Below are 15,878 nucleotides of genomic sequence, written 5' to 3'. Positions count from 1 at the left end.
GAAAAAACCCCAGATAAAAACTGAGGTTTCCTTGATGTAAAACTACATTTTATTTTTTGGCTGCGTTGGTGTTGGTTTCGTGAACTTTCTCCAGCAATCCTTTGAACTGACCCAGCAATGTTTCAAACTCTGTACTGTTCAAACACGCATCTCCCTGAATGGATTCAGGTATGGATAATGCCTTGTTCCGCAACTCACGACCCGAGTCGGTTAGTGTAATTAATACTTTTCGTTCGTCCTGAGCCGAGCGTTCGCGATTAATAAGTCCTGCTGACTGCAAACGTTTGAGAAGTGGTGTCAACGTTCCCGAATCGAGATAGAGAGCCTCCCCGATCTCCTTAACCGTACATTCTTCACGTTCCCACAAAACCATCAACACCAAATACTGGGAATACGTTACGCCAAGTACCTCCAGATAAGGCTGGTACATCTTCGTAATCTCACGTGAACAAGCATATATGGCAAAGCATAATTGGTTATCCAGCTTCAAACTGTCAGTCTGCATATGTCTTTCTCACCTGCCTATTGTGCAATCTATTCCTAATAATACGGGAACTATAGATCTATACTATCACAAAATAGAAAAAAAACAGAATAATTGAGCACAAATGATTTTACTATTCAATTTAATTATGATAAATTAGATTGTGTAAAACATAAATATAATTAGATAATCAGCAGTTCATCCCCATGATTTAACAACAATAATAGATAAGTCCATCGAACAGATTCACGCTTTCTCGGGCTAAATTTAATAAACATAATGAAAGTTTATACGTAACCATGTTCGCAAAGCTATTTAATGATTTCCTTCCAGAAATAAAATTCAGGGATCAGGAAAGATGACTACAGCAATGATAATGACAGGTTGACTCCATGATTCCTTTTATATAAAATGCTAATAGAAGCTGAGGAAGCACCTTAATTCGTAGACTGGCCCGTATTATGCGGAGTCAAGAATCGAGTGAGGTGTTTCTTTTTTATGTACGGAAAATTACACAGTGCGTGTTTGTACGGAATCGATGGTGTTCTGATCGAGGTGGAAACCGATTTATCCAATGGTCTGCCACAGACATCCATCATCGGTTACATAGTCAGTATAAGTCATATGGAGCAGATACAGAATTATCCGTTTGAACCTTATTCATCCCTGCATATTTCTCAACGATTTGATTTAGCTTTTTAAATATCTTAAATTCGAATGTAAGTATTATTCTCTTTCTTTCTCTTCTGGTGCTTATAAGTTTTCTAATTCTAATTGCATCAATCAATTCTAACACTTCTTCTTCACTATAATTTATCTCGACTTTGAAATTTTTAATCTGCTTTATTGCATTATTGATTTCATCTATCTCTTCTTTTAAATCTTCATTGGATGAGGTGCATTTCTTTAGTTCTTGTTCGAGCTTTAAACGATCTCTTTTTATTTCTGATACTAATTCGTCCAATGTCTCTTCGTCAAAGTTTCCCATACTATACAGTTTAATAACTTTCTTTTCTTGGCTTATCTTTTCGGCAATCTGATCCTTAAAATCTGATGCTTTGTCAATTTGTTGATTGTCTATCCTTTCTTCAAGTTCTTTTTGAAATAAATTAAGTTCATAAATATAGGTGTCCTTAAAATGTCCGATAGTATCTTTTAATTTATTTTTTGCAAAATCATGAATTGCTTTTTCCAATAGTTCACAAGATACATTTGGAGAGGAACACTTTAATACGCCAAACCTTTTCTTTGTAGTGCAGTTCATAAAATCTCGACCAGTTTTGTTCTCTTTGTTTTTAGTGTAGTTACAACCGCATACGTCACATACTAAAAGTTTAGAGTATCTACTAGTTGGAGGTCTTGTTCCAACTCTATTTGTATGATTAACTTTGCCTTTTCTAATGTTCTGAGCTAAATCAAACATCTTTCGATCTATAATGACTGGAATTCTATTCTCATGAACTTTCCACTCTGATTCGTCTTTTAAGGTAGCAGTTTTTTTAGATGTAAATACAAGAGGGGCATCTAGCTTATTGCGAATAAGAGTTCCTGTATAGCCAACATTCTTTAAAATTCTGCTTATAGTGGTAGGACTAAAACTTTTACCTTTCCGTGTTTTTATTTTCAAAATGTCGAGTTCTTGAATTATCTTTCTGAATCCAAGACCATGAGCATACATATAAAAGATCAACTGAATATTTTCAGCTTCATCATTCACAACTTCAAGCTCTCTACCTTCTTTTATGTAGCGATATCCATAGTAATCATCCTTAACCCTAATCCTTCCTTCTTCGGCACTCCTAGCAAGCCCCCAAATCGTCTTTTCTGATCTGTCCTTTGACTCCCTTTCAGCAAATAATATGAACATTCCCAACATCATATCTTCAGACATATTTTCTGTTGATAGGTTCATATTGGTAAAGTCAATGAAAACTCGTTTGTCTCTTAGTTTGCGAATAATATCGACCGAATCAATATTACGAGCAAATCTTGATACATCTTTAACTAGAATTCTATTAAATAGTGGTGGCCTATCGCTAATTTCTAGTAATAGATTCCCTCTCTTGCTTACTTCAAAATCCAATCCTGCATCATATAACATCTTCTTAAATCCTTTACGCTTTTCCCATTTGGTAGCAGATAATGTGTCATAATAAACTTCATGAAGTTTTGTTTTATTGTCTCCATCTATGTAGCTATTGTAGTACTGTACCTGTGCATCCAAACTATTTAATTGATCGTCATGTTTTGTACTAACACGACAGTATGCAGCAATCGAAACATATTCCATTTTATATACCTCCGTATTATTTTTATGTATTTAATTATACTACAAACGGCAAAATCTTGCTTGTATATTATAAAAAACAAAGCCCATTTTCAGGACTTTGCTGTAAATTTTATAAGACTAAATTCGTAATTTTCAATAAGATATTGCACAATACCAGTATCTAAATTTCCAGATTTTTTAGTAGTGATAAGGCTTTTTTTTGCTTCGCTTATCATTTCATCAAACAGTTCATTACTAAATTCTGTATTATTGGTCATTAAAATAGGATGTTTCTTCTCACTAAATATCTCATAGTAGTGCTTCATATCTTAATCACTCTTTCGATTCCATATGTATTAATTGCCTCCATAACAAAGTCTTTTAAGTGATAGTGCCATCTCGTTCTAGGCTTATACCCTTTAATCTCAATCCCTATTTCTTCGCAAATGGCTAGTGAAATACTACTTTTATTTACTTCTCATTTCTTTGAAACTACTACAAACGTTATTTACTATCTCGTCCTGAATAAATGCCTCTTTAGCAGCTTTCAATATTGAACAATTTCTTTTGTATCTACTACAACCTTCGCATCTCTTAACAAAATCACCATACATCTGTTCATTATCAAATATTCCTATGTATTCTACTGGAGTAAAAACTAATTCAACCCTAGGATTCTTTTTGTCATACAATATGCGTTGAGTCCTTGTTAAAATTCTACTGTCGTTATCATATGCTATCTTCTCTAGTGCATCGTTGTTGAGTTTGTAGATATTATTGTCATCTCTACCCTTGCGGTTAAAATAAATGAAAGAATCCATGTACAAGTAGTGTGTCTTAGTGTACTCATAATCCCATTCTTGCTTGCTTACTTGGTCTGTAGCCGCTTCAATAATTTCTTTCTTAACTTTTTCTCCTTCTTTACTTAATATCCGTTTACCCGTAGGTACTCTAGATCTGGTTTTCGGGTTCCATGTGTATTGATTTATGTATAAGTCATTTATTGAAACTGGCAATGGTAGTCTCAGTTGCAATTTCATATTATGTCCATTAAGACTCAATTAATCATTCCTCTCCTGCAATTATTCGTTTAGCGTTTGCTGCTTTAAATAAACATTCATATGTATCGTGTACACATGCTCCAAATACATCTAAAACTTCTTCTCCCACAATAATATCTTCCTTACAACCGTAACAGGTCGAATACTTCACCTCCTTTTCTTGTGGGTCAGGAAAATGTACATAGTGATAATCATTGTCGAATCTATCCATTTGTTTTCTCAACTTTTTCATTCAGCAATTGATTGAGAACTGTTCCTACAACTTCTTTGTATTCATACTCAGTCAACTTACGTCCAATAATCTGCTCAATCTTTGATTTGCTAAGCTTGTTCTCCATCTATGTATTCTCCTTATTCTTATACTTGTTGTAACCAGTGATCCAAGTTTCAGACTCATTTGTTTCTATGAAATTTCCATTTCCATCAGGAACAGATTTCATTTTTTTCTTAAACTCAGTAATCTCAATTAAATCACCAATATCTATTCTTAAATCTCTATCCTTAACGTTGAATGTCTTTTTGCTCATTTTGAAGATACGTGTTTCTCCTTTTTGAACACTATACAATGTTAATTTTGGAGAATATTTTGTATCAATATCCGTTACTACACACCAGCCAGAGCTTGTCTCAGGATATTTAACATCTGCATAACCCATGTGTTCAATCTGAAACATAACTGTCTCATTTGGAAGAATCGCTGGTACTTCCTGATTCCTTAATTCAATTTCAATCTTTTTCAACTCAATAATCCTTTGTTCTATTGTTTTTTCTACATATGTTTTTTTATATTTATACTTACCATCTGAGAATTCCTTGAACAAGGCAGAGAGATACCCATTGTTACCAAACATATCAAAATAATTAAGCATAATGAGTATCTTTAATTGTCTAGCATTAACTGAAGTTTTTAGATTTATGTCAACTAATAAGTCTACAAAGCTTTCATATGTATTTTTGCCAATCTCAAATAGTTCTTCAGCTACTTTTACATTCATGAACTTAATGCCTGATAGATCGGCATAGATTGAATTTCTCTTCTCATCTGCCACAAAACTTCTATTATCAGTCCCAAACTTTATGCCACCATCTTTAATTCCGAACCCTTTCTGCATTTCTTCTTTAAGAAGACCAACTTTATCTTTGTTCTTCTTCTCTGAAAAATGTCTCAATAATGATTCATAGAAGAAGATCGGATAGTGGCTTTTAAGATATGCACAATATACGGAATCAAGCGCATAACTGTACGCATGTGACGCATTAAAACCGTATCCACTTGAATCCTCAATAATTTTCCATACTTTATCACTCATATCAAATGCTTCTTGTTGAGTTACAGTTTCTCGCTCAAGGATTTTGTCGCTGAATCCTTTTAAGAATCGTTCTTTCAACGGCTTAACTACGGCTGGTTTTTTCTTACTGATTGCCTTGATGATTCCGTATGTTTCGTCAGAAGGAAATCCTGCATAGGCGAGTGTTGCCATGGTTTGTTCTTGGTACAGTACATAAGAATTCTTCATTTCCTCAGTCTGTATGAGGTCGTCGAAACTACTAATTCCATAAGTGAAAGGTTTTCTACTTTCAAACGTATGATACATTGACTTAAAAGATGGCCTAATAGCTGCTATAAATGCTGTTAACTCTGAAATATTGCTTGGCTGATACTTCATTACTTTTTGTGTGGTCGAGTACTTCTCAACCTGATTTACTCCAACAGTTAAACCTTTAGCGTAAATGTCCCAAACTTTATCGTTGTCCTTAATAGTATTTAATAGTTCGGTTTCTGTGTGTATTGGTAGTCCAATTCTTTTATATGTATCATGTGTTGTTTTAACTACATCAACTTTAAGTAAGTCATTCTTGAGGAATTTTTTACGTTCTGCTATTTCTCCATCAATTAGTGCAGCAATTACTTCTTTTTTAGTTGACTCACTTTTTATCCTTATTAGGCCAATCTCTTCTTTGATGTTTCCCTGATAAATTAAATGTCCACAAGGATGTGGTTTTTTGTCTGAGATTATCCCCGTGTACTTCTCGCTTTCTTTTATAAGGTGATGATATTTTTTATCAACATAATCATAAACATCAATCAGATCCTGCTCATCATCCTCAGCATATTTTAAGTCATTCTCATACGCCTCAAGTTGTTTTGATACCTCATTAGCGATTTCGAAGTCAAGATTCTGCGATTTGGCATACAGTTTGAAGCCTGATTTACGTTTAAATGTACCGTAAGCAATCATTGGATATGAATGCCCTTCTCCTAGTACTTTGGTTTGTGCTGCAATAAATACTTCTGGGTTGCCCAAATTCAAGTCTAAGTCAGGAAGTGATTTTGTTTCCAGTATTCGGCTTTCACTCATAAAACGTTCAGGGTATAAATGTACGGGAGCAGAAATTCTGTCTACTTTCGAAAATCCCAATAATGTATTCGTATAATATGATACTCCTGAGCCCCGTCCTGTAGGAGTTATAATTCCTCCTTTATCAACAGCTTCTTTAACAATTTCGTGATCAATCAGAAAGTAATCAGACATTCCCGTGTTTACTACTACAGAACCTTCTTTTCTAATTTCATCTATGTATTTAGCATGCTTCTCTTTTGGAATGCTGCTCTTCGCTTCTCTCCACTTTTCATTCAATAATTGTTTATATTTATGATCACGTTGTTCTTGTGTTAGCTCTGGATATAAGGTAGGAAGTTTAATGTCATTACTAAACACCTTAATTAGATCAGAATCATAATCATCAAAATCCATAAAGACCAATGTATTCTTTATTGCTTTATCAATTTGTTCTTCATTAAGGACACCTTGATCAACGAATCGTCTTTTTAATGTCTCTCCATCGGGATAATCCATAAACCAGCCATCTTCATTTTCGTATACAATCCCTTTTGCCTCTAGAACTGCATCTCTATCTTTTGCTTGTTCTGGATATATGAAGTGACTATCACATCCGGCAATCAACTCAATGTTATGCTTTGCCGAAATATCCAATATTCTGTGATGTAATTTTTTTTGAGTTTCGGTATGATGTGCTTGAACTTCTAACATAAAATTCTTCCCAAAGTATGAGTTTAGATCAAGAACAATTTTCTCCACATCTTCATATTGCCAAAATGCTATACATGCGCTCGTTACAAAAACTTCGTTTGGATCTAATGTAGAGATTAAATCTAAATCAATTCGTGGTTTGTAATAGTATCCTGTCTCATTTGCCTCAGAAAGAATACGGTTGATATCGCGTCTTCCTTTTTCTGATTTGGCAAAGAGACACATATGTCCATTGGTGTTGTCCTTTTCAAATCGATCTTTAACCCAGTATGCTTCAGTACCAAAGATAAATTTCAAACCTTCTTTTTTTGCTACATCATAAGTATCAAAATATCTTCCTTGAAACCCATGTTCCATACTAGAGAGAATCTTGTGGTCAAGTTCCTTTGATCGTCTTACATAGTCATCTATCTTAACTGAACAGTCAGGAGTAAAAATGTTTGAGTAATCCCTGTGATTGTGATAATTGCAAAATACACAAATGGTTATCGACCTCCTTATTATTAATCAAATATTGATTTTAAATATTATTTATTTGTAATTGGTTGGTTTTAACCGCCACCTTTATCGTAGTGATATCTATGTATAAGTAGGCCGAAGCCTACATTAAAATGAACCTAATAATTCGTCCAACTTTTCATCATATAGCTCTGTATCATCTGTTTGTTCGATTTTGTTTCCACTAATGAATTCAACAGTTTCTTCATTAGTGGTAAGATTCAAATGAGTGCTGCTTAAATATGGTGTACTACCACTACCAAAGAACAGTAATCTCAGAGCCCTCCTTACGACATCACTCTTATCTTCGTGGGGAGGGAGGTTTTTCCAAACCTCTCGTAGATCTTCGTCTTTAATTGGTCTAAGTCTTGCTCTAGCCGCTATTTCCATGATTTCTTCCCAATCTTTCCATACCCTCTAACTTGAGCAAGCTGATCCATCAAAACCTTATTTGGAAGATCCAAGTATTCAAAAATAAATCGAGCAGCTCCACCAGCTATTAAGTAGATGTCAAAGTTGGTATTCAAACTTTCGATTTCATTTTTGATTTGTCTGGCTAATGATTTAAATGCTTTATGAATTAGAGGAACTATATTGTGTCCAAGGTAATTACCTGAGATAACATAAGGGTCTAACTCATATATTGCTGGAGTATGCCCAGTTAGTTTTTGTATGTAAGTTTGCAATAGCGTGTACGCCTTCTCTACTCCCACTAAAACACTTTTGGATTCTTTCAAAATACTGGATTTGCTGAACCCCAGTAGATTAAGAGTGTAAAATCCCAAGTCAACAGTTAGTATCTTTTGTTTGGCTGCTTTCACTTTAGCAATTTTGCCATCGTCACCTAATAAATAGTCCATTGTAACACCTAGTCCTTGAGGAACTATTTTACATTCTTCTATAATGGGCTGGACTGTAATGTTGCTTCCCTTACCTTTACGAATTTTATATTCACCCTGATCGGCCAAACCTAAAAGTTTTTGTTCAAATGGAGCTTTTTGTTTAAAGTAAAAGTCAATAGGAAGTCCACTTACTAGTTTCACTTTTTCTTTTTTAGCTAAATACCCCAAAGTAGTCTTCATGACCACTTCACTTGTCTCAGCTTCGGCTTTGTTATTGTTGAGAGAAAAGTATTTAACATCACTGTATTCTACAGCAGCATTTCCTACGAACAATTCATCGTTGTAAATGAAGTGATCTGATTTTATATTTTGTTCAAATAGGTCTTTAGCTTCCCCAGCTATAGTTGGTTGACGAAAGAACCTTCCTCCTCTCTCACCTTTAGTCCATTTAAATCCAAGGTCTAAATTTAATGTGTTATACAAAATGGTACAACCTCCTTTTGAAGTCGTGTACACAGATATACCAGATTGAGATATTCTGTACTATTCGTGTACATTTGTAGCCTCTATAAGATGATTGTACCACTATAAACTTATGTTGTACAGTATTATTTTATTGTAATTAACTTGTAGAATAAGAACCCCTCATTTATATCTCTTCCTGTAAAATTGATGTTTCATCAGGATTTTGCCCTCAAAAAACGTTGATATCTCAAGGATAATTCAGTTAGCCATTCGTGATTATCACAGTTTTCGCTTCGTGTATCCAAAGCAAGGTCAATTAATGAAGATAGTTGCTCACCAGTTAACTCAGCATCGTCAATATCCACAGAACAATTAAACTTTACAATCTTGTGATAGCTGGTCTCATCTTCTATATTATTTCGTTCATTATCTATGTATAGATTTAATTTCACTTTAGTTTCTGGATATTCACGCTTTATCATTCTAACAGCTTCTTGGTAGTTAAACTTTCTTAAGCAGTCTCCCTCAAACTGAAAATATATAATGTAATTATTGAAGTGGAGTTTCCTTTCTATATAATCATAAAACGCATAGTCCATATCAAAAATGTAGTTTAAGTTTAACTTTCTATTTTTAAATGCTGGATAGAATACTCTCAAATGCTTATCAAATAGCTTAAACAAGTCTTTATCATTTAGTTTTATCATATGTATTTACCTTCCTTAATTAAAATGGATCATTTTCACTTTGATAATATTCTAATCCGTAATTAAGCTGCCACTCTACCAGTTTTACTATGTATTTGTCATACTTCTCTTTCTTGATCGTTCCCTTTTCAAGTCTATTGTTAAGTATTTTTGTGTAGTTTTGGATTTGAATAACACAGCACCTCTACTCTCTACTTTACTTTTAGTGGTGTATAACAATCAGAACAAATAATCCAATCGCACGTCTCAAGACAATTTGAAAATTGATACCATTTAAATGGAACAAACCACTCTTTGGTTGATGTAAATTGCGGTATAGTGTTACAGTTCTTACAAAACAGCGACTCGATATTACTATGTATTCTTGCTGATGGTTTGCTGCCTAGTATGCCAATGTGCTTCTTCAGTTTCTTCACTTATTAACCTCACACACTTTGCATAGATCGTAAATTAAATGAGCCAAATAACACTTACTACCATCTTTTTCGTATCTTCCTTCAAAATCTAACTGAGCACTATTAAGCTTTAAATAATCACACCAAGTAGATGATACATTGCCATAACCATAAGCATCATATTTATATTTTTTGTCCTCACGAGAATATGGACAGTAACCTTTTTCATCATAACAGTACATTCCTTTAGGAATTACACTTTCGTCCATTAATAATTACCCTCACTCTCTGAATGTGCCGAAGTGCATCTTTCACTAGCTCTTGAAGTTACGTAGCGTATGGTTACTCCGATGACTATTCACATGATTATAGTATTCATCGCTTATCGTAAAGCCCATATATGTTGCTTCTGGTGTCACAAACACAGGTCTGCTACATTTGTTACAGTTAAATTGATGATTTATGTATGTTGTTATTGTGCCATCTGTAATTATTGGTGCAATGTGTGAAAAGAGAATATCTTTGTGGATTGGACAAGTATAGTTCAATTGAAGTTTTATCTTGGGTAGGTTTGTGTCACTGCTTAAATCAAACAAAACCTTCAGAATGTCTTTTTCTTGGTAATGCGCAAAGCGGTTGATCATCACTTGAACACCAAAATATCTATTGGCTTCAATTGCAATTTGTTTTATCTCGTCTTCAATATCCCACCGCACGTTGTTATCCATACTAAGTCAATCTCCCAATACTAAATCCTTGCATCTGAGACATCCTATATGAACCGCTAAGTGAAATCATTGTGCTCAAATCTTTAAATATTTTGATCTGTTGAACCATAACCTCCGAAAAGGGAATAATTCCATCATGCAGTTGTTTACTTTTCCAACTTGTCATGCTTATAGGATCGTACACATGCAAATGAAAGTACAAGGCATCACTATATCCGTTTAATTCACCATTTTCTTCGTAAGTGTCTTTGACTGGATATAGGTGGATAATAGGATTATCAACTACACTTGGTAATGTTTCAATTTCTTTATACTGCATAAATACTCGATTCATATAGTTCACACTGTTTTCATGTATATTAATTTCATTTTTAACTATCAAATTGCTCCTCTTTTCTATGTAAAATATAAGTTTCATTTAATCTATGTATTAGGTATATGCTGGTCTTAGTTTCTTTACAGCACACTTATATTGATAATGAGTTGCTTGTCTAGTTTGATTTATCTCTTTACCAATCTCAGTGACTCCAACACCATCAAAAAAGAATTTCTTAGCAACGTATCTCTCTTTTTCATTAAGCTTCGTATCCAGCAATACATTTAATTGATTGTTGAATTCATCTTCTTCTATCTGATTAAGTTTAGTATGTTCATCATTGGCTAAAATTTCTGAAATTAATTTATCCTTACCATCGCTCGTTTTACCAATGGGTGTCTCAAGACTCACGGTTTGAAAAGAATTGCGACACTTCATACGTTTGTGGCGTTCAGCTTTGACAAATTCCATCCACACAACATTTCCGATATAGGTAGATAGTTTAGTATCTTTACTTGTGTCATATGTATCAAAAGCTTTTACTAATCCTATTGATCCTATTCCAACTAAGTCGTCCAAGTCGTCTTTGAAGCCAAATTCCTTCCACTTGTGAGCAAGTTTAACTACAATGCGAATATTATTATTGATTACTTGGTCTCTTAATTCCTGATCGTTTGTCTCTTTAGCGAGTTTGATCATTGCTTCATTATCAAAACTTGGATCATAATGTCTCACCATATTATCAAAATTCATCTTTCTCACCCTTCTGTACACTGCGTGGTATGTACAGACCTTCCTCTGTAATTTCTAATAAATTTAGCTGCTTACCATATGCACATGCACCATCAATACCTATTTTGTCTCCTTTAGGATCGAACCAAATTTCAGCGGAACCGTGTAAATGAACTGCTGGAGTATGCCCAAAAATTACTTTCTTATTTAGATTGGTGAAATTGCTATAGAATTGCTCTCTAATCCATATGAAATCAGACTCAGAAGTGTTTTTCCAGTTACTTAACATTGGATTAATTCCTGCATGAACGTATAAGTGTCTCTCGTCCTCATGATATAGTGGTAATGCATCAAGAAAATCAATGTGGTGTTGATAGTGTTTACGTATATGCTCTTTTACTTCTATGTATTTGTCCCAATCGAATCCTTCTTCAAAATAGTCTCCACCAATGTAACTAATTATCGTTGTGAATCCACCATTATTGAGCCAATGTGCGTCATATGCCTCATCGTCATGCTTTAGTGCAGCTACCATCATGTCATCATGATTTCCTTTTAGTACAATAGCATTGTTGTTATTTTTAATATTTATAATTTGCTCAACAACTTGCTTACTTCTCAAACCTCTATCAACATAATCACCAAGAAGCATAAGTTGGTCTGTTGCTGGGTTGTATTTACACTTATTAAGAATACAATTGAATTCATCGTGACAACCGTGGATGTCGCTAACTACGAGTTTTCTGATGTTATGGCCTCATTTCTATTGATTTATTGTGTACGTACTATTAAAATTATTTTATTGCAGGGGTGCAATAGACGAAGGTTTAACCGAGAGCAGTCATTACCTTAATTGGTGTGGCTGCTCTTTTTTTGTTGTAAAACAGGTAATTCATCTACTTTTCAATATCATCTTTCATTGCCTCCCATAGGGCATCAACTAATTCTTTTCCTTCGTAGTGCTTATCAGTAAGAAAAGTACACACATTCCATTTCCCATCTATAATACTTCTGCCAATTGTCACTTCATCTAAATAGTCAATCATCTTACCAATATCCATCTTTCTATGGTGATAACTAGCCCAATTACTACGAGGTACGATTTCATTAAAGAAAGAGTAAAACTGTTCTTCCGTCACTTCTCTTGCTTGTTTTGGAGTTATTTGATATTTCATCGGCATTCTTCTCCCCAATCTTCTTCCGTTGCTGATTTTAGAACTTTGATCAATATGTATTCTTGTTCTTTGTCCAGTTTCATTTTAACCTCTTCTGGATAGCCATCTTCAATTTGGTCAAAAGACTGTTTATGAAATTCAACACTCTCAATATTCCACAATTTATCATCTGGAGTTGCATTTGCTTTACGGCAACTTCGATACACACTCAAATATAAATGATCGCTTAATTTAATCTCTAGTTGTCCACATGCACATCCACCTTCAGCATCAAAATTCAATGTTCTATCTTTAATGCTTTTTATAATATTTTTGAAGTAATCATCTTTAATTCTTAGCACTTATATTCCTCCTATCTCAAAGAGATCAAAGTATTTTCATTTGTCAACATATTTAGGTAGTCGACTTAAAACACTTGACAGAACTGACGTTCCGTATTGCTGTATGTAGAAATTTGTCATAGTATTAATATACTGGTTCAATAGTCACCCTAGTTAGTCATATAGAATCAAATCTAATACATAGAGGTGCTCGGTTTATGATTAACGTTGAAGAAATTGCACAAGCAAAAGTGATGAGCGCGATAGCAAAGGCAGAGCAAGATATTAATTATAATAATTTACTAAACTCTCTAGAAGAGCAGTCGCAAACCCAGCAACATTATTCACAAAATACACTCCTAATGATGAAAGAACTAATTGCAGTAAATAATTCTTTAATTTTTGCTGCTCTAAAGGAAGTTCTAATCGAAAATGAGGTTCGATTTTTAGAAAGTTTGTCTCACGATAAGTAACACTTGTAACACATTTTCTCTCATTTTCTTTCATCGATATGTTCTGTGGACGAAATATTTCATAGTATTCATTTATTCGACTGACATATTCCATATTGTTTCTCCTTTGAGCCAGAGATTTTCTGGCTTTTTAATTTTTGATAAAACTAGACTTTCATTGACTCTTCTATTTTGTCTTCATCATCTTGTGTTAAAAATGTTTCAAGCCACTTAACGTCACGCAGCAACGTTTTCTTTTGATTGTCGATGATTCTCTGGGCAACTTCAAATTCAATTATGCCCTGATGTGCCATGTTTGAAGTGTTTTTAATTAGTTGAACAGAGTCATTGATAGTCTTGGCGTAATCAGCTACATATCGAATTGAATCTCTTGATGGTGAAAGTGAAGCATCTACCCTTCTTCTCTCCTCCTCTGAGTTGTGAATAGCTTTAATCCATGCCTCAGTTTGATCAATTGTCTTACTCTTCTTGTTTGTTTTAGCCATTACTCTCCCACCTTCTTTGCTTTAATTGTTATTTCAAACTCATAATCCACTTTCTCATCTGCAATTCCTTCTAGTAGACTATTCGGATAAACCATATATCTTCCCTTAGTAAATACTGCCTTATCAAATCTGTCAGGTTTTTGTCCAGTAATTTTAATAAAATCCTCTTTATTCACATCCCAAACAAATGATTCATGGTCACCACTAGGTTTCCCTGTAAATTTAATTGTCTTTTCTTTCATTTTAAACCTCCAATAGTTCAGGATTATCTTTGATGTTTCCGATAACTTCATACTTAATTACAGATGGATCGCTCTCACTTTTGAGCCAGCTAATTGCATTCATGTCGCAATCAATCCAAGGCTCCAAATCAAAAGCTGGATATCCTCGATCTGCTCCATATTTAATTACTCCAATGTAGAAATCTTTATCTATGTAGTTTGTGTCAAAGGTGATTTTTACAATGCTGCCTTCGCACATTTTTTTACCATTACTATCGTCAATTCCAATATAGTGATCTGTTAAATCAAAAGTTCCATTCACAATCTCTTTTAAAACCATATTTAATGCTGATTGGCCCTCTGCTTCCAATTCCACTCGCTCACTATTGATCCATTGACTAAGTTTATCTACATCGATCATCTTCATATTTATATCTCCAGCCCCTTTTTAGAATTTTAATTCGATTAAGTTTCTACACAATAGTCTTCATCAATATGTATAACATCACTCAACACTTGACAATGTAAGGTTTCATAATCAATGGTTTCACCATAGTTCAATTTCAGATAATCATTGATTATCTCATCATCAGAAGGATTGTTAGGTCTGTTGACAGAGACTTCAATCTTGAACATTAGACCGACTTCAAACTCAGTTTTTGTCTTAAAGTATACAAGGTACTGATTCATCTTTAACATCCTCCTAAATGTCCTGTACAGCCAATAGTGCGGCTTTGCAACGTTGTTCTGGTGTTGCGTGGATATAATCAAACATTCCAACGTACTCACCTGTGCCAATCACGACCTGTTTTAATGCTATGCAATATTTAGCCTGCAACTTCAGCTCCTTGATCTTCTCTTCAACTTTCCATGCTGATGAAATTTCTAAAGAGTAGGCTAGGCATTCTCTCCATGTGACACCTGTATCAGTCTCTTTAACAAAAACACGTCTGTCGGGTATTGTATAAGTTACATGTTTATACTTAAATTCTGTTAAATCTTCACCATCAAACAAATTTGAATGAATATAGCGGTCGATTTCCACTGGCCCCATCGCCAATACTTGCTCCCTTGTCAATGTTTTTGTCATTTATGTATCCTCCCTACATGCCAAATGGCACAAGTTTATCAAGCGATTCTTTCAGGTTGTCGATGCAATCTTTCATGCTATGGCTTAAATACTGTGGCTCTTGCCGATAGTCAGCGTATGCGTAAATAACATCGTTCACTGAGTACGTGTAGCCGCTGAATTCAATGAATTTACGAACACGTTCCCACGGATCTGTTTCCTCTTCAATCTTACGCTCCTTCGCTCGTCTTTCATATTCGGTAATACATGCCGTTTCAACGTGTTCCATATCCCCGTATTCATCCAAGCTAATTACGATATAGTGAGGAACAACCTTATACTCTTTTCCACATTCTGTGCACCTTGGAGCCGTGTACTGGTACATTCCATCGACTACTTCTGGTTTATCAAAGTCTGCATTTTCAAATACGATGAATCCCTTGCAATCTTTTACGTTACAATGATGTGCTTCAATTGCCATGTGTTATATCCTCCTAGATATTTTTGATAAATTTAGATCTTCTTGAACTTATTTTTCAAACTAATTACTGCTTCCCATTCACCCTTACGTTCAGATTCAGTCAT

At 34.3% G+C, this 15,878-nt stretch carries 23 protein-coding genes; 1 reads left to right on the top strand and 22 read right to left on the bottom strand.

The window, feature by feature from the left end; genetic code table 11:
- Positions 1-49: 49 nt before the first annotated feature.
- The 16 genes from NSQ20_RS12560 to NSQ20_RS12485 form a co-directional block, all read right to left on the bottom strand.
- Positions 50-505 carry a MarR family transcriptional regulator gene (locus NSQ20_RS12560; protein ID WP_036609387.1) on the bottom strand — a complete coding sequence of 152 codons (456 nt, stop codon included), beginning with the start codon at positions 503-505 and terminating at the stop codon, positions 50-52.
- A 589-nt stretch (positions 506-1,094) separates the two neighbouring features.
- Positions 1,095-2,774 carry a recombinase family protein gene (locus NSQ20_RS12555; RefSeq protein ID WP_340032684.1) on the bottom strand — a complete coding sequence of 560 codons (1,680 nt, stop codon included), beginning with the start codon at positions 2,772-2,774 and terminating at the stop codon, positions 1,095-1,097.
- An 89-nt stretch (positions 2,775-2,863) separates the two neighbouring features.
- Positions 2,864-3,079, bottom strand: a complete 216-nt coding sequence (locus NSQ20_RS12550) for a hypothetical protein (protein WP_340032683.1) — start codon at positions 3,077-3,079, stop codon at positions 2,864-2,866.
- A 141-nt stretch (positions 3,080-3,220) separates the two neighbouring features.
- A complete protein-coding gene (locus NSQ20_RS12545) occupies positions 3,221-3,814 on the bottom strand; it encodes a hypothetical protein (protein WP_340032682.1) in 594 nt (197 codons plus the stop codon).
- A gap of 203 nt (positions 3,815-4,017) precedes the next feature.
- On the bottom strand, positions 4,018-4,152 hold the full coding sequence (locus tag NSQ20_RS12540) for a hypothetical protein (protein WP_340032681.1): 135 nt from the start codon (positions 4,150-4,152) through the stop codon (positions 4,018-4,020).
- A complete protein-coding gene (locus tag NSQ20_RS12535; RefSeq protein WP_340033023.1) occupies positions 4,153-7,350 on the bottom strand; it encodes a PHP domain-containing protein in 3,198 nt (1,065 codons plus the stop codon).
- Between the two features lie 123 nt (positions 7,351-7,473).
- Positions 7,474-7,755 carry a hypothetical protein gene (locus tag NSQ20_RS12530; protein WP_340032680.1) on the bottom strand — a complete coding sequence of 94 codons (282 nt, stop codon included), beginning with the start codon at positions 7,753-7,755 and terminating at the stop codon, positions 7,474-7,476.
- A complete protein-coding gene (locus tag NSQ20_RS12525; RefSeq protein WP_340032679.1) occupies positions 7,746-8,690 on the bottom strand; it encodes a ParM/StbA family protein in 945 nt (314 codons plus the stop codon). The genes NSQ20_RS12530 and NSQ20_RS12525 overlap by 10 nt, the downstream gene beginning before the upstream one ends.
- A gap of 197 nt (positions 8,691-8,887) precedes the next feature.
- A complete protein-coding gene (locus NSQ20_RS12520; protein WP_340032678.1) occupies positions 8,888-9,379 on the bottom strand; it encodes a hypothetical protein in 492 nt (163 codons plus the stop codon).
- 412 nt (positions 9,380-9,791) lie between these two features.
- Entirely contained in the window at positions 9,792-10,043 is a 252-nt protein-coding gene (locus tag NSQ20_RS12515; RefSeq protein ID WP_340032677.1) for a hypothetical protein, read from the bottom strand.
- A 45-nt stretch (positions 10,044-10,088) separates the two neighbouring features.
- Positions 10,089-10,502, bottom strand: coding sequence for a hypothetical protein (locus tag NSQ20_RS12510; RefSeq protein ID WP_340032676.1), 414 nt, complete (start codon positions 10,500-10,502; stop codon positions 10,089-10,091).
- 1 nt (position 10,503) lies between these two features.
- Entirely contained in the window at positions 10,504-10,884 is a 381-nt protein-coding gene (locus NSQ20_RS12505) for a hypothetical protein (RefSeq protein WP_340032675.1), read from the bottom strand.
- A 48-nt stretch (positions 10,885-10,932) separates the two neighbouring features.
- Entirely contained in the window at positions 10,933-11,571 is a 639-nt protein-coding gene (locus NSQ20_RS12500; protein ID WP_340032674.1) for a sigma-70 family RNA polymerase sigma factor, read from the bottom strand.
- Positions 11,561-12,298 carry a metallophosphoesterase family protein gene (locus NSQ20_RS12495; protein WP_340033022.1) on the bottom strand — a complete coding sequence of 246 codons (738 nt, stop codon included), beginning with the start codon at positions 12,296-12,298 and terminating at the stop codon, positions 11,561-11,563. The genes NSQ20_RS12500 and NSQ20_RS12495 overlap by 11 nt, the downstream gene beginning before the upstream one ends.
- Before the next feature lie 148 nt (positions 12,299-12,446).
- Complete coding sequence (locus NSQ20_RS12490) at positions 12,447-12,725, bottom strand: hypothetical protein (RefSeq protein ID WP_340032673.1); 279 nt, start codon at positions 12,723-12,725, stop codon at positions 12,447-12,449.
- Positions 12,722-13,066, bottom strand: a complete 345-nt coding sequence (locus NSQ20_RS12485) for a hypothetical protein (protein WP_340032672.1) — start codon at positions 13,064-13,066, stop codon at positions 12,722-12,724. The genes NSQ20_RS12490 and NSQ20_RS12485 overlap by 4 nt, the downstream gene beginning before the upstream one ends.
- A 197-nt stretch (positions 13,067-13,263) precedes the next feature.
- Between NSQ20_RS12485 and NSQ20_RS12480 the strand changes: the two genes are divergently transcribed.
- A complete protein-coding gene (locus tag NSQ20_RS12480; RefSeq protein ID WP_340032671.1) occupies positions 13,264-13,518 on the top strand; it encodes a hypothetical protein in 255 nt (84 codons plus the stop codon).
- Positions 13,519-13,664: 146 nt separating this feature from the next.
- Here NSQ20_RS12480 and NSQ20_RS12475 read toward each other — a convergent pair whose 3' ends face one another.
- Genes NSQ20_RS12475 through NSQ20_RS12450 form a run of 6 tightly spaced genes read right to left on the bottom strand, consistent with a single transcriptional unit; the run spans position 13,665 to position 15,774 of the window.
- Positions 13,665-14,003: a hypothetical protein gene (locus tag NSQ20_RS12475; protein ID WP_340032670.1), complete on the bottom strand. Its 339-nt coding sequence runs from the start codon at positions 14,001-14,003 to the stop codon at positions 13,665-13,667.
- On the bottom strand, positions 14,003-14,245 hold the full coding sequence (locus NSQ20_RS12470; RefSeq protein ID WP_340032669.1) for a hypothetical protein: 243 nt from the start codon (positions 14,243-14,245) through the stop codon (positions 14,003-14,005). The genes NSQ20_RS12475 and NSQ20_RS12470 overlap by 1 nt, the downstream gene beginning before the upstream one ends.
- A 1-nt stretch (position 14,246) precedes the next feature.
- Positions 14,247-14,651 carry a YopX family protein gene (locus NSQ20_RS12465; protein ID WP_340032668.1) on the bottom strand — a complete coding sequence of 135 codons (405 nt, stop codon included), beginning with the start codon at positions 14,649-14,651 and terminating at the stop codon, positions 14,247-14,249.
- Between the two features lie 38 nt (positions 14,652-14,689).
- Positions 14,690-14,914: a hypothetical protein gene (locus NSQ20_RS12460; protein ID WP_340032667.1), complete on the bottom strand. Its 225-nt coding sequence runs from the start codon at positions 14,912-14,914 to the stop codon at positions 14,690-14,692.
- 13 nt (positions 14,915-14,927) lie between these two features.
- A complete protein-coding gene (locus NSQ20_RS12455) occupies positions 14,928-15,314 on the bottom strand; it encodes a hypothetical protein (RefSeq protein ID WP_340032666.1) in 387 nt (128 codons plus the stop codon).
- Positions 15,315-15,327: 13 nt separating this feature from the next.
- Positions 15,328-15,774: a hypothetical protein gene (locus NSQ20_RS12450; RefSeq protein WP_340032665.1), complete on the bottom strand. Its 447-nt coding sequence runs from the start codon at positions 15,772-15,774 to the stop codon at positions 15,328-15,330.
- Between the last annotated feature and the right edge of the window lie 104 nt (positions 15,775-15,878).

This window comes from Paenibacillus sp. FSL K6-1122 (assembly GCF_037977015.1).
In the GTDB taxonomy this organism is placed as follows: Bacteria; Bacillota; Bacilli; order Paenibacillales; family Paenibacillaceae; genus Paenibacillus; species Paenibacillus amylolyticus.
This window is presented reverse-complemented; position numbering and strand designations above follow the sequence as displayed.